The organism is Clostridium bornimense (assembly GCF_018917145.1).
Classification (GTDB): Bacteria; Bacillota; Clostridia; order Clostridiales; family Clostridiaceae; genus Clostridium_AN; species Clostridium_AN bornimense_A.
Genome location: NZ_JAHLOD010000002.1, coordinates 85,875 through 98,704, shown reverse-complemented (window position 1 = coordinate 98,704; position 12,830 = coordinate 85,875). Strand labels below are relative to the sequence as shown.

General features: G+C 31.6%; 12 protein-coding genes, 5 tRNA genes and 1 riboswitch. Of the genes, 15 read left to right on the top strand and 2 right to left on the bottom strand.

What is annotated here, in order from left to right:
* The first annotated feature begins 11 nt into the window (after positions 1-11).
* From atpG to KQI30_RS01400, 9 genes are all read left to right on the top strand, one after another.
* Positions 12-866, top strand: a complete 855-nt coding sequence (gene atpG / locus KQI30_RS01440) for an ATP synthase F1 subunit gamma (RefSeq protein WP_216461370.1) — start codon at positions 12-14, stop codon at positions 864-866.
* Positions 867-880: 14 nt separating this feature from the next.
* On the top strand, positions 881-2,278 hold the full coding sequence (gene atpD, locus KQI30_RS01435; protein WP_216461369.1) for a F0F1 ATP synthase subunit beta: 1,398 nt from the start codon (positions 881-883) through the stop codon (positions 2,276-2,278).
* Between the two features lie 15 nt (positions 2,279-2,293).
* The gene (gene atpC / locus KQI30_RS01430; RefSeq protein WP_216461368.1) at positions 2,294-2,698 is read left to right on the top strand and encodes an ATP synthase F1 subunit epsilon; all 405 of its coding nucleotides are present in this window, start codon (positions 2,294-2,296) and stop codon (positions 2,696-2,698) included.
* Between the two features lie 183 nt (positions 2,699-2,881).
* Positions 2,882-3,553, top strand: coding sequence for a hypothetical protein (locus KQI30_RS01425; RefSeq protein ID WP_216461367.1), 672 nt, complete (start codon positions 2,882-2,884; stop codon positions 3,551-3,553).
* Positions 3,554-3,575: 22 nt separating this feature from the next.
* On the top strand, positions 3,576-4,838 hold the full coding sequence (gene murA, locus KQI30_RS01420; RefSeq protein ID WP_216461366.1) for a UDP-N-acetylglucosamine 1-carboxyvinyltransferase: 1,263 nt from the start codon (positions 3,576-3,578) through the stop codon (positions 4,836-4,838).
* 165 nt (positions 4,839-5,003) lie between these two features.
* The gene (spoIID, locus tag KQI30_RS01415; protein ID WP_216461365.1) at positions 5,004-6,038 is read left to right on the top strand and encodes a stage II sporulation protein D; all 1,035 of its coding nucleotides are present in this window, start codon (positions 5,004-5,006) and stop codon (positions 6,036-6,038) included.
* A 744-nt stretch (positions 6,039-6,782) separates the two neighbouring features.
* A complete protein-coding gene (locus KQI30_RS01410; RefSeq protein ID WP_216461364.1) occupies positions 6,783-7,517 on the top strand; it encodes a M23 family metallopeptidase in 735 nt (244 codons plus the stop codon).
* A 64-nt stretch (positions 7,518-7,581) separates the two neighbouring features.
* Positions 7,582-7,836, top strand: coding sequence for a sporulation transcriptional regulator SpoIIID (gene spoIIID, locus KQI30_RS01405; RefSeq protein WP_044039197.1), 255 nt, complete (start codon positions 7,582-7,584; stop codon positions 7,834-7,836).
* Positions 7,837-7,945: 109 nt separating this feature from the next.
* On the top strand, positions 7,946-8,965 hold the full coding sequence (locus KQI30_RS01400; RefSeq protein WP_216461363.1) for a rod shape-determining protein: 1,020 nt from the start codon (positions 7,946-7,948) through the stop codon (positions 8,963-8,965).
* 197 nt (positions 8,966-9,162) lie between these two features.
* On the opposite strand, the gene yyaC is transcribed toward KQI30_RS01400, so the two are convergent.
* Both yyaC and KQI30_RS01390 read right to left on the bottom strand, forming a co-directional pair.
* Positions 9,163-9,705 carry a spore protease YyaC gene (gene yyaC, locus KQI30_RS01395; protein ID WP_216461362.1) on the bottom strand — a complete coding sequence of 181 codons (543 nt, stop codon included), beginning with the start codon at positions 9,703-9,705 and terminating at the stop codon, positions 9,163-9,165.
* A 50-nt stretch (positions 9,706-9,755) separates the two neighbouring features.
* A complete protein-coding gene (locus tag KQI30_RS01390; protein ID WP_216461361.1) occupies positions 9,756-10,478 on the bottom strand; it encodes a tRNA 2-thiocytidine biosynthesis TtcA family protein in 723 nt (240 codons plus the stop codon).
* Between the two features lie 259 nt (positions 10,479-10,737).
* On the opposite strand from KQI30_RS01390, the gene KQI30_RS01385 reads away from it, so the two are divergent.
* From KQI30_RS01385 to metK, 6 genes are all read left to right on the top strand, one after another.
* A tRNA-Val gene (locus KQI30_RS01385) sits at positions 10,738-10,813 on the top strand.
* Positions 10,814-10,818: 5 nt separating this feature from the next.
* A tRNA-Thr gene (locus tag KQI30_RS01380) sits at positions 10,819-10,894 on the top strand.
* Positions 10,895-10,908: 14 nt separating this feature from the next.
* Positions 10,909-10,993: transfer RNA gene (locus KQI30_RS01375), tRNA-Tyr, on the top strand.
* Between the two features lie 31 nt (positions 10,994-11,024).
* Positions 11,025-11,100, top strand: a tRNA-Thr gene (locus KQI30_RS01370).
* A gap of 5 nt (positions 11,101-11,105) precedes the next feature.
* Positions 11,106-11,190: transfer RNA gene (locus KQI30_RS01365), tRNA-Tyr, on the top strand.
* A 134-nt stretch (positions 11,191-11,324) separates the two neighbouring features.
* Positions 11,325-11,426, top strand: a riboswitch (SAM riboswitch).
* Between the two features lie 72 nt (positions 11,427-11,498).
* The gene (gene metK, locus KQI30_RS01360) at positions 11,499-12,674 is read left to right on the top strand and encodes a methionine adenosyltransferase (protein WP_216461360.1); all 1,176 of its coding nucleotides are present in this window, start codon (positions 11,499-11,501) and stop codon (positions 12,672-12,674) included.
* The last annotated feature ends 156 nt before the right edge of the window (positions 12,675-12,830 follow it).

Below are 12,830 nucleotides of genomic sequence, written 5' to 3'. Positions count from 1 at the left end.
GGAGGTGGAGTATGCCAGCAGGTCTTATTGAAATAAAAAGAAGAATAAAATCTATAACAAATACAAAAAAAATTACTAAGGCCATGGGACTTATTGCCACCACAAAGCTTAGAAGGTCTAGAGTAGCACTTACAAGATATTCAAAGTACTACAATGAATTTGAAAATATCTATGATGATATTCTAGCAAGTGTTGATAGCATGGAAATAAGCAAGAATCCTTATGTGTATGGTAATGGATGTGAAAAGAAGCTATATATAGTTCTAACCTCAGATTCAGGTATGTGTGGAGGATTCAATGGTGGAGTAATATCTAAGCTTTTAGAAACAATGGATAAGAAAGATGATAATGAATTTATATTAGTAGGTCAGCATGGAAGAACATATTTAAGTAAGTATAAATTTAATACTTTAGCAGAATATGTTGATATGCCAGATGTACCTACTAATAAGGAATCTTCAGAAGTTGTTAGAAAAGTTTTGGAACTTTATAAAAAGAATGAAGTTGGAGAAGTTCATTTAGTATATACAAAGTTTCATTCTACTGTGAAATTAGAACCAGTAGTTGAAAGAATTTTACCTTTATCTGCAGATGCTAAAAAGGGTAAAAGATATATGGATGATGAAGATGATGATAACTACAAAATAGAATCTATTATATATAGTTATTTGGATAATGAAATATTAAATGGAATGTTAAATTCAAAAACTTCAGAGCAAGCCTCTAGAATGACAGCTATGGATGGTGCTACTAAAAATGCAGATGACATAATAAATAAATTAACTATTAAGTTTAATAGAATAAGACAAACAGCTATTACACAAGAAATATCAGAAATAGTTGGAGGGGCAGAAGCTCAAAAATAGTAAGGAGGTGTACTATGCCAGGTACTATAGGAAAAGTTGTGCAAGTTATAGGACCAGTTATCGACGTAAAGTTTGATTCTGATAGCTTGCCAAATATATTAAATGCTATTGAAATAAATATGGGCGATTTTACATTAACTGCAGAAGTTGAACAACACTTAGGTGATGATATAGTAAGAACTATATCAATGGAAGCAACTGAAGGTGTAAGAAGAGGAATGGACGCTTTAGATACAGGTAAGCCTATTTCTGTACCAGTAGGTGAAGGAACTTTAGGAAGACTATTTAACTGTTTAGGTCAACCAATTGATAAGGGAGAACCTTTAAAGGATATGTCAAAAGCACCTATTCATAGAGCAGCACCTAAGTTTGATGAGCAGGCTGTAGAACCAGAAATGTTTGAAACAGGTATAAAGGTTATAGATTTATTAGCACCATATCAAAAAGGTGGAAAGATCGGTCTTTTCGGAGGAGCCGGTGTTGGAAAGACAGTTCTAATTCAAGAATTAATAAATAATATAGCTAAAGAGCATGGTGGATTATCTGTATTCACTGGTGTAGGAGAAAGAACAAGAGAAGGTAATGATTTATATCATGAAATGAAAGAGTCTGGAGTTATTGAAAAAACTGCTTTAGTATTTGGTCAAATGAATGAGCCACCAGGAGCAAGAATGAGAGTTGCTCTTACAGGGCTTACTATGGCAGAATACTTCAGAGATCAAGGTCAAGATGTATTACTATTTATAGATAATATATTTAGATTTACTCAAGCAGGTTCAGAAGTATCAGCGCTTTTAGGAAGAATACCATCAGCTGTTGGTTACCAACCAACATTAGCTACAGAAATGGGGGCACTTCAAGAAAGAATAACATCTACAAAGAATGGATCAATTACATCTGTTCAAGCAGTTTATGTTCCTGCTGATGACTTAACAGACCCAGCTCCAGCAACTACATTTACTCACTTAGATGCAACAACAGTTTTATCAAGAAGTATTGTTGAGCTTGGTATATATCCTGCTGTTGATCCGCTAGATTCTACATCTAGAATACTTGATCCTAGAATAGTGGGAGAAGAACATTATGAAGTTGCTCTAGAAGTTAAACATATATTAGAAAAATATAAAGAACTTCAAGATATAATTGCTATTTTAGGTATGGAAGAATTATCAGAAGAAGATAAGATAGTTGTAACAAGAGCTAGAAAAATTCAAAAATTCTTATCACAACCATTTACTGTAGGAGAACAATTCACAGGAATGAAAGGTAAGTATGTACCTGTCTCTGAAACAGTAAGAGGATTTAAGGAAATATTAGAAGGTAAGTGTGATGACTTACCAGAAGCAGCATTTTTATTCATGGGAACCATTGATGATGTAAGAGAAAATGCTAAATCAATGCTAGAAAACTAATTTAGGAGTGATAATATGAATAAGAAGTTTCATCTTACTATTGTAACTCCTGATAATATATATTTTGAAGGTGAAGTTGAAGAGTTAATGGTAACTACAGAAAACGGACCAGTAGGTATATTAGCAAATAGATTAAGCATAATAACAGCAGTGGTACCTTCAGTAACAACTTATTATGACGATGAAAACAAGAAAGTTTTATTTACATCTAGTGGCGTGTTTAAATTTAGAGATAATAAAGCTGTACTTATGGTAGAAGCTTGTGAATCTAAAGAAGAAATCGATAAGAACAGAGCAGAAAAGGCACTAGAAAGAAGTAAGAATCGTCTAAAAGAACATAGTGATAAGGTTAATGTTGCTAGAGCAAAAATGGCTATGGCAAGAGCTATAGGAAGACTAAATTTAGTAGATAAATATTGATATAAAAAGAACCAAACATAAATTTTATAGTTATGTTTGGTTCTTTTTTTATATATCAGTGCACAGTTAAGACAGTGCACTTATAAAAAATTTTTCTCACCAAAATATATTAATATCTATATAATAAAATATAAAATGAATATTAAGTTAAAATGTGGCAATACTTTAGTTGAGGTGATATATATGAAGCGGCTAACTATAAGTATTGTTTTTCTTCTCCTAATTTTACAAGGATATAACGAAGGATTACTTTATTATGGACAAGATATAGATCCCATAGAAGAAGTTTTTAACTTAAATAAAAGTGATATAAGAGAAAAGGGAATTAAAATTCAATTAACATTAATTAAAGAAAAGGATATTATAGGAGATATATGTAAGTGGGCACAATGTAAAGAAGATATTTATGAAGAGGAAAGTAACGGTAATTGCGTTATAAAGGGAGAAATAAAAGGCAGGTTAGGAAATGGATACTATGTCAAAAATGGAAAAGAAATAAATATAATGTTTTCAGGCAGAAAAAACGTAAATTTAAGGTTGATGAAAGATAAATTACTAAGATGTTTAGATGGGAATTATAATGTTTTATCTATAAATGAATATATAATTTATGATTGTAATGAAAAGAATATAAATGAAGAGAAAAACAAAATAGAAAAACAAATAAAGAAACAAGAGTTTTCCAATGTAAAAGAAAGTGATATTAACAATAGTATATTAATGACAATGAATTCACATTTATTTACACCAATAAATGATGGGATATCATTAATTGATTTATCAGTAGCTTTTGTGTCCTATCCAAATGATAAATACATAATAATTTCAACACCAATAATACCAATAACATACTAAGAATACTATTTGGAGGATCAAAATGGAAAAAATATTTGTAAGTGGTGGAAACAAACTTAAAGGAAAAGTACGCATAGATTCTGCTAAGAATTCAGTGTTGCCAATTATAGCGTCAAGTATTTTAACATCTGATACTATAGTAATAAAAAATGCACCAATGCTTAATGATGTACAAGTGATATGTGAATTATTAAAATCTTTAGGTTGCAATATTAATATAGATAAAGTAAAAGGTGAGATATCCATAGATAGTTCAAAGGTCCAAGAGATAGAACCTTCGGGAGAGTTAGTAAGAAGGATGAGAGCTTCATTCCTTGTAATGGGGCCTATGGTTGCAAGATTTGGGAAGTTTAAAATATCATTACCGGGAGGGTGTAATATTGGAACAAGACCAATAGATTTGCATTTAAAAGGATTAAAAGCTTTAGGAGCTGAAATATCAACAGAAGGCGGTATAGTGGAAGTCAAATGTAAGAAGCTAAAGGGAAATAAGATATATTTAGATTTCCCATCTGTAGGAGCTACAGAAAATATAATGATGGCAGCCACTACAGCTAAAGGCGTAACGGTTTTAGAAAATGCAGCAGAAGAACCAGAAATAGAAGATTTAGCAAACTTTCTAAACAAAATGGGTGCAAAAATTTATGGTGCAGGAACTGATACGATAATTATTGAAGGCGTCGAGAGATTAAAGGGCGTAGAGTATGTCCCTATATTTGATAGAATAGAAGCAGGGACATTCATGATAGCTGCAGCAATAACAAAAAGTAAGATAATTTTAGAAAATGCTAGAGAATATTATATGAAACCACTAGTGGCAAAATTACGAGAGATGGGTATAGAAATAACATCTATAGAAGATAATGTGATGGAGGTTAATGGAGATGTTGATGTGAGACCTGTAGACATAAAGACATTACCTCATCCAGGGTTTCCTACAGATATGCAATCACAAATGATGGCGTTACTAGCAACTGTAAAAGGCACGTCTGTAATTACAGAAACAATATTTGAAAATAGATTTATGCATGTTAGTGAGCTAAATAGAATGGGATGTAAAATAAAAATTGAAGGAAGAAGTGCAATTATAGAAGGAGTAGAAGAATTATCAGGATGTGAGGTAAAGGCAACAGATTTACGAGCAGGAGCAGCACTTATTATTGCTGGATTAGTAGCAAAGGGAGAGACAATAGTAGATGATATATATCACATAGATAGAGGATATGTAAAAATAGAAGAAAAATTTAAAAAACTAGGAGCAAAAGTTTATAGAAGGGAAGTTTAATATTACTTCAATAATATTAAGAAATTAAGTTTTAAAAAGCTACTAATGATAAGAGATTGCGTTAAAATATTTTTACCAATCTCTTATTTCTTTTTATCATATTATTTTTATCCAATCATAAACTTATAATACGATGAAATTATAAGATGCAGAGAGGAAAAAATAATGAAGAAAATAGTTTATATTATTTCTATTATTATAGGCTTTACAGTAATATCATCATTAATAATAACTACATTTGCCAATGAAATGAAAGGGAGTAAGAAGGTAGTTTCAGTTAGTGATGTAAATACAAAGCTAAATATTGATGAACATAAGATTAAAAAAGTTGATGGAGAAATAAAAATAAGATTATTAAGAAACGCTACAGGCTATGTAGAAGAAATGAATCTTGAAGATTATGTATTAGGAGTTGTATCAGCAGAGATGCCAGCAGAGTTTCCAGAAGAAGCAATAAAGGCACAAGCTGTTGCTGCCAGAACTTATGCTTTAGCACATGTAGAGGAATTTGGCGGTACAAGCTATTCTAAAGAAAAAAATGCAAATCTTATAGATACTGTAGCAAATCAAGTATATTATTCTAAAGATCAAAGATTTCAGGGATGGCCTGAAAGTAAACAAGAAGGATATTGGAATAAGATAACAGAGGCTGTTAATTCTACAAAAGGAGAAGTATTAACCTATGAAGACAAATTAGTACTTAGCCCTTATTTTTTCTCTACTTCATGGGGTTCAACAGAGGATGCGGTAAATGTATTTAATCATAATGAACCGTATTTAAAAAGTGTTGATTCACCTGGTGAAGAAGATTCTCCTAAATATACATATAAAACAGAAAAGAGTAATATTGATGTTATATCTGCAATAAATGCTAAGTATAACAATTGTTTGAGTAGCTCAGAATCATTAAAATCTCAAATTAATATTTTAGAAAGAGATTCTGCTAATGGTGTAAGCAAAATTAAAGTTGGCAATGAAGTGTTAACCGGCGTTGAAATTAGAAAGCTATTAAAGTTGAATTCTACAAACTTTCAAGTTGAATTTAGGGATAATGTAGTAGTATTTAATACAAAGGGATATGGGCATAATGTTGGAATGAGTCAATGGGGAGCTAGAGCCATGGCAAAGGCAGGTAGTGGATATGTTGATATATTAAAGCACTACTATACAGGAATTGAAATTTTTAATATGTATAAATAAGATGTGGCTGTCGCATAATAATCTGACTCCTATCAAGTAGTTAGATTAGAGTGAGGCAGTTTTTTCAGCAAAATAGAAGTTTAGGGAACAGGTATCAGTGCACAAGGCACAGGTATATATCAGTGCACAGTTCACAGTGGTGGATGAAATTCCCTTTGGGGAATTTCTGAAATTTTAAGTGGTACAATTTTGTGTATAGAATAAGTTAGTTTCCTTAAGATATTTATATTTGATATAGAACTATAACTGTGCCCTACCTTGTACCATAATAAAAGGAGGTGTTGCATTAACAACTTTTCATTTGTTAATGCGACACCTCCTTTTTAAATTCATAAATAATTTTAACTTTCATTAAGGAAATATAGTGCCTTTTCTATATAGAAAGTTATTTTATTTAAGTGTTAATGAAATAGGATATGTTATTAAAAAGTGAATTTTTTCAATAACAGTTTAAGGGGGAATATGTAAGGGGAGAATAGATAGATATAGATTAATACTTAATATAAATCAGTTCCAATATAAGAAATACAAATATTAAAAACTTAGTATTTAGAAGTAAAGATACTTTAATTACTATTTTATAATACTGCAATCAAATTCCTCATAAGAGGAATTTTTACACGTACTGTGCACTGCTAAGGAAAAACTGCATAGTAATTTGTTGAATTTTGTCGCAAAAAAATAGTGTATAAAATGTTTAAAATTTATACCTAAGGACAAACTAAAGAAATGGAGGTGTTATTAATGGATAAAAAAGATAACAATGGAACTTCATTATTAGAAAATATTAAAAAGCATAAATATCGTATTGCTTTAGTTTCTGGAGTTATAATGATTGCTTTAGCAGTAGCGATTCTTGTAATTACCACTAAGACAACTTCAAATGATGATAGTATAAATTCTGCAAAAGCTACAAGTGCCGAAGTTGAAGCAAATGCTAATAATAGTGAAGATAAGGAAGCTAATAAGGCTATTCCAAGTAATGCTGTAGAAGTAAAAAATACAGACATGGCTGTTACATCTAATAGTGTGGAATCTACTTTATCTCTTGCATCACCAATTGATGGTGGGAAAGTTATAATCCCATATATGGGTGATGAAGGAACTATAAAGAAGAAGAATGGAGCTATTTCAATGTATGGTGTATACATTGAAGCAAAAGAAAATACTCCAGTTAAAGCTTGTGAGAAAGGTACAGTTGAAGCTATTACTACAACTGAAAATGGTTTGACTGTAACAATAACTCACAATGATAATACTAAAACAGCATATGGAAATTTATCAGAAGTAAAGGTTAAAGCAAATGATGAAGTTCAAAAAGGTGAAGAGATAGGGGTTACAGGAACCACTTCAACATTTATAAATTCTGTAAATGAATTAAGTGAGTGCCCAACATCTTTATACTTTGAAACTTTACAAAAGAACGGTGATACTTTTGAAAAAGTTAATCCAACTACACTTATAGAAAGCTTAAATTAATTGTAATAGTGAGTCATTTCCAAAGTGTGGAGATGGCTCGCATAACAATAAGGAGGATATTGAAATGAAAGATTATATAGAAAATAGAGTTTTAGATGTGGCAAAATATATAATTGATTCAAAGTCCACAATTAGAAAAACTGCAAAGATATTTGGAGTAAGCAAAAGTACTATACATAAGGATATGACAGAAAGATTACCACTAATAAATCCACAAATAGCAGAACAAGCTAAGATTGTTTTAGATATTAATAAGTCTGAAAGACATATAAGAGGTGGAAAAGCTACAAAAATGAAGTATAAAGCTATTGAAGGATAAAAGTTTAACAATTATAATATTATAAGAGAACTAGAAGAAATAGTAGAAAAATGATAGAATTAACTTTATAAATGAAAGTTCATATAATATTATGGTAGGAGTGGAAAGTATGTTTTTTAGAAGAGGGAGTGACATGGGCATAGATTTAGGAACAGCAAGTGTTCTAGTGTATGCAAAAGGTAAGGGGATTATTTTACAAGAACCATCTGTTGTTGCTATTAATAGAAATACTAGAGAAGTGTTAGCAGTTGGGGAAGAAGCTAGACAAATGATAGGTAGAACACCTGGAAATATTGTGGCTATAAGACCATTAAGAGATGGTGTAATATCTGATTATGATATAACAGAAATAATGCTTAAAACATTTATAAAAAAAGCTTGTGGGAAAAAGAGAGTTAGTGCTCCAAGTATTGTAATTTGTATTCCATGCGAAGCTACAGAAGTAGAAAAAAGAGCAGTTAGAGATGCTGGTAAAAATGCAGGGGCACAAAGAGTTGAACTTATAGAAGAACCTTTAGCTGCAGCTATTGGTGCTGGTATAGATATCGGCAAGGCTAGTGGAACAATGGTTATAGATATTGGCGGAGGAACTACAGATATAGCTATTATTTCTCTTGGCGGAATGGTTGTAAGAAGTTCTATAAAAGTGGCTGGAGACACATTTGATGAGGCTATAATTAAGTATATAAGAAAAAGTTACAAATTAATGATTGGTGAAAGAACAGCAGAACAATTAAAAATAAATATTGGTACTGCTGATGTTAGAGAAGAAAATGCATCAATGGATATAAAAGGTAGAGACTTAGTTACAGGCTTACCTAAAAATATAACAGTAACTTCTGAAGAAATGAGAGAAGCTTTAGATGAAAGTGTAAGAGCTATTGCTGATTGTGCTCACTCTGTTCTTGAAAGAACACCACCAGAATTAGCGGCAGATATATCAGATAAGGGTATATATATGACAGGTGGAGGAGCTTTATTACATGGTTTAGATAAATTAATATCTAAGGTTACAAATGTACCAGTTTATGTTGCAGATGATGCAGTATCTTGTGTTGCATTAGGTACAGGAGAAGCTTTAAAATATATAGATAGCTTAGATGATAATGGAGATTCTATATTTGAATAGTATTTACAATACTATTAATTATATTTATATAAATGATTTTATTTAAAATCTTAAATTGAAGAGCTGTTGCACCAAGGGTGTAACAGTTTTTTTTATAAGGATGATAGTAGGGAAGCTAATATTTATCGATCATAATAAAAAAGACTATCGCTAGCAAATTTACATTTGTCAATGCGATAGTCTTTTTATAAATATGCCTATATAAATGTACCATTCTCTTTATGATTTAAACAATATGCATATAGGATAGTATTTACGATAACAGAAGACATATCAATTATTAAATCAAGCCTGGTACTTCTATTGGTGAAAAATTCTGTATTATCACAAGAGTCAACTATACCTACTATAGAAATGTTACCTACATCGGGAAGATTTTTTCCGACACCTTTTCCAGGAGAGATAGGTTGGTTGCGAACTTGGATGTCCCCTATACTATTATCATCACCGAGACAAGCATCTATAGCGATTATGTTGTTATCAGGATGCTTTTCTTTAATTAATTTTAGTTGTTTTTCTAAGTTAAGAGCATGAATTGGAGTTTTTATGTTTCCGTAAACAGTAAGGGGAAAGAACTTATTAATAAGCATAGAGCCTACAATAGGACCAAGAGAATCCCCAATACATCTATCTGTTCCAATACATATTATTATCGTAGTATCATCTATATAATCTTTTAAAAATTGGGCTAGTTCAACATATGCCAATTCTTTTTGAAAGTTAACTTTAATTTTTTTCACAAAAACACCCCCATAAAATTTATATGAGGGTATATGGATAAAATAGAATATTATTTTTCTTTATGCCATATATTTAATTGCGATATATTGGTTAAAGAATTTAAAAGATTAATTTGTACGTCTGGAATTTCATCTTTTAGTTTATAAGTTAAGTCTTTTATAAATTGTCTTTTTGTTTTTCCGTCAGCAGGGCAAGGATTTTTAACTATATCAATATTATTATCATTTATGAATGATATAATTTCATTTTCATCTATGTATACCATAGGACGTATTACTGTGACATCCATCCTAGATAAATATGTTTTTGGAGTAAAACAATTAATTCTACCTTCATAAAACATTGACATAAGTAATGTTTCAATAGCATCATTTTTATGATGTCCTAAGGCTATTTTATTACATTGTAGATCTTTAGCAGAACTATTTAACATACCACGTCGTAATTTTGCACATAAGGAGCAAGGGTTTTTTTCTTTTTTTATATTAAAAACTATATTAGATATATCTGTTGAAATTATATGATATTCTACATCTAACCTTTTACATAAGGTTTCAACAGTAGAAAAATCACATCCGTTACCTGGATCAAGAGAAATACCTACTAATTCAAATTTTTTCGGAGAAATTTTTTTATATATAGATAGTAGGTAAAGTAAGGTTAGTGAATCTTTACCTCCTGAGATGCCTATAGCTATTTTATCTCCATCTTCAATTAAATTAAAATCTTCTATAGCTTTCTTAAGTTTTTTTATAAGTTTTTTTTGAACCATATTTTTCTTACACCTCGCATTCTGAAGTAATTATAATACATAATTTATGTATATTAAATATAACATGTAAATAAAATGATATATTTACCCCTAAAAATATAAAAATGAGTTAATGCTTAAAAGTGAGAAAATCAAAGAAAAAGTGAGTGATTAAAGAATAAATTTGAATAATAGGTCAAAACCAGTGTTGATGAAAAATAGCTATGCATGTATACTAGTCATTGTCGACGGGGCGGAAACGCAAAGCGACAAAGCATGTGGGAGCATAGCTCAGCTGGGAGAGCATCTGCCTTACAAGCAGAGGGTCACAGGTTCGAGCCCTGTTGTTCCCACCACATGTGCTGGCATGGCTCAACTGGTAGAGCAGCTGACTTGTAATCAGCAGGTTACGGGTTCAAGTCCTGTTGCCAGCACCAATATAATATAATAAGGGCGGGTTCCCGAGTGGCCAAAGGGGGCAGACTGTAAATCTGTTACGTAATGTTTCGATGGTTCGAATCCATCTCCGCCCACCATATATTATATTAAAAACAATAAAATATATATGCTGGCATGGCTCAATTGGTAGAGCAGCTGACTTGTAATCAGCAGGTTACGGGTTCAAGTCCTGTTGCCAGCACCAACTAAGGGCGGGTTCCCGAGTGGCCAAAGGGGGCAGACTGTAAATCTGTTACGTAATGTTTCGATGGTTCGAATCCATCTCCGCCCACCAAAAAAAGAGAAGTAATCTTCTCTTTTTTTTATGATAAATATTTTAAATAATATGGATATAATTACTTATTATGTAATTCAATGTTGACTGAAAAGTTTAATTGTGTTAAAATATAAGTAAAAAATAAATAAATACTCTTATCAAGAGAGGTGGAGGGAAAAGGGCCCTATGAAACCCGGCAACCTGTGGAATACACAAAGGTGCCAATTCCTGTAGTTTATACTACGAGATAAGAGATGAGTAACAGCATCTTCTTATTGTAGGTGCTTTTTTTATGCGCCGGAATAATTATAAAAGGAGGAAGTATTTTGAAAAGATTATTTACTTCAGAATCAGTGACAGAAGGACATCCTGACAAAATTTGTGACCAAATTTCAGATGCAATTTTAGACTCTTTACTTGCTCAAGATCCAATGTCTAGAGTAGCTTGTGAAACAACAGCAACAACAGGCATGGTTATGGTAATGGGTGAAATAACTACAAAAGGATATGTAGATGTTCAAAAAGTAGTTAGAGAAACAGTAAAAGAAATAGGATATGACAGAGCTAAATATGGATTTGATTGTGATACATTAGCAGTATTATCATCAATAGACGAACAATCAGCAGATATAGCTATGGGTGTAGACGAAGCTTTAGAAAGCAGACAAGGTGAAAAAGATGAAGTTGAAGCAGTAGGTGCTGGAGATCAAGGTATGATGTTTGGCTTTGCTACTACAGAAACTCCAGAATTTATGCCAATGCCAATAGCTATGGCTCATAGATTATCAAGAAGACTTACAGAGGTTAGAAAGAATGGAACTCTTCCATATTTAAGACCAGATGGTAAGACACAAGTAACAGTTGAATATAAAGACAATAAGCCAGTTAGAATAGATGCTATTGTTATTTCTACTCAACATGGACCGGAAGTTGAACATGATCAAATAGTTGAAGATTTAAAGAAACATGTAATAGAAGCTGTTATTCCAGCAGAACTTCTTGATGGAGAAACAAAGTATTATATAAACCCAACAGGAAGATTTGTTATCGGTGGACCACAAGGTGATACAGGTCTTACTGGAAGAAAGATAATAGTTGACACTTATGGTGGATATGGAAGACATGGCGGTGGAGCATTCTCAGGAAAAGATCCAACAAAGGTAGATAGATCTGCTGCTTATGCTGCAAGATGGGTTGCTAAGAACTTAGTAGCAGCTGGTGTTGCAGATAAACTTGAAATTCAATTAGCATATGCTATTGGAGTTTCTAAGCCAGTTTCAATTGAAATAGAAACATTTGGTACTGGAAAACTAGACGAAGAAAAAATCGTTGATATCGTAAATAAGGTATTTGACTTAAGACCAGGAGCTATAATAAAATCTTTAGACTTAAGAAGACCTATTTACAAACAAACAGCAGCATATGGACACTTTGGAAGAACTGACGTTGAACTTCCATGGGAACAACTTGATAAAGTTGAAGAAATAAAGAAATATCTATAGTTGATATATAAAAGAGCTATCGTATTAGCAAATGAAAATTTGTTAGCGATAGCTCTTTTTCAATTCGTAATTCAATCAATTCACAATTTCAGTGCACAGTTAAGGCAGTTCACAGTGCACTGATATATTGTGCCCTGATACATAATTGTGTGCTGA

What these genes read in the sequence shown, in the direction of transcription:
- murA (WP_216461366.1), top strand. Translation starts at nt 3,576, where the DNA reads ATGGAAAAAATATTTGTAAGTGGTGGAAACAAACTTAAAGGAAAAGTA.
- atpD (WP_216461369.1), top strand. Translation starts at nt 881, where the DNA reads ATGCCAGGTACTATAGGAAAAGTTGTGCAAGTTATAGGACCAGTTATC.
- atpC (WP_216461368.1), top strand. Translation starts at nt 2,294, where the DNA reads ATGAATAAGAAGTTTCATCTTACTATTGTAACTCCTGATAATATATAT.
- KQI30_RS01390 (WP_216461361.1), bottom strand. Translation starts at nt 10,478, where the DNA reads ATGGTTCAAAAAAAACTTATAAAAAAACTTAAGAAAGCTATAGAAGAT.
- atpG (WP_216461370.1), top strand. Translation starts at nt 12, where the DNA reads ATGCCAGCAGGTCTTATTGAAATAAAAAGAAGAATAAAATCTATAACA.
- spoIIID (WP_044039197.1), top strand. Translation starts at nt 7,582, where the DNA reads ATGAAAGATTATATAGAAAATAGAGTTTTAGATGTGGCAAAATATATA.
- KQI30_RS01400 (WP_216461363.1), top strand. Translation starts at nt 7,946, where the DNA reads ATGTTTTTTAGAAGAGGGAGTGACATGGGCATAGATTTAGGAACAGCA.
- KQI30_RS01425 (WP_216461367.1), top strand. Translation starts at nt 2,882, where the DNA reads ATGAAGCGGCTAACTATAAGTATTGTTTTTCTTCTCCTAATTTTACAA.
- spoIID (WP_216461365.1), top strand. Translation starts at nt 5,004, where the DNA reads ATGAAGAAAATAGTTTATATTATTTCTATTATTATAGGCTTTACAGTA.
- KQI30_RS01410 (WP_216461364.1), top strand. Translation starts at nt 6,783, where the DNA reads ATGGATAAAAAAGATAACAATGGAACTTCATTATTAGAAAATATTAAA.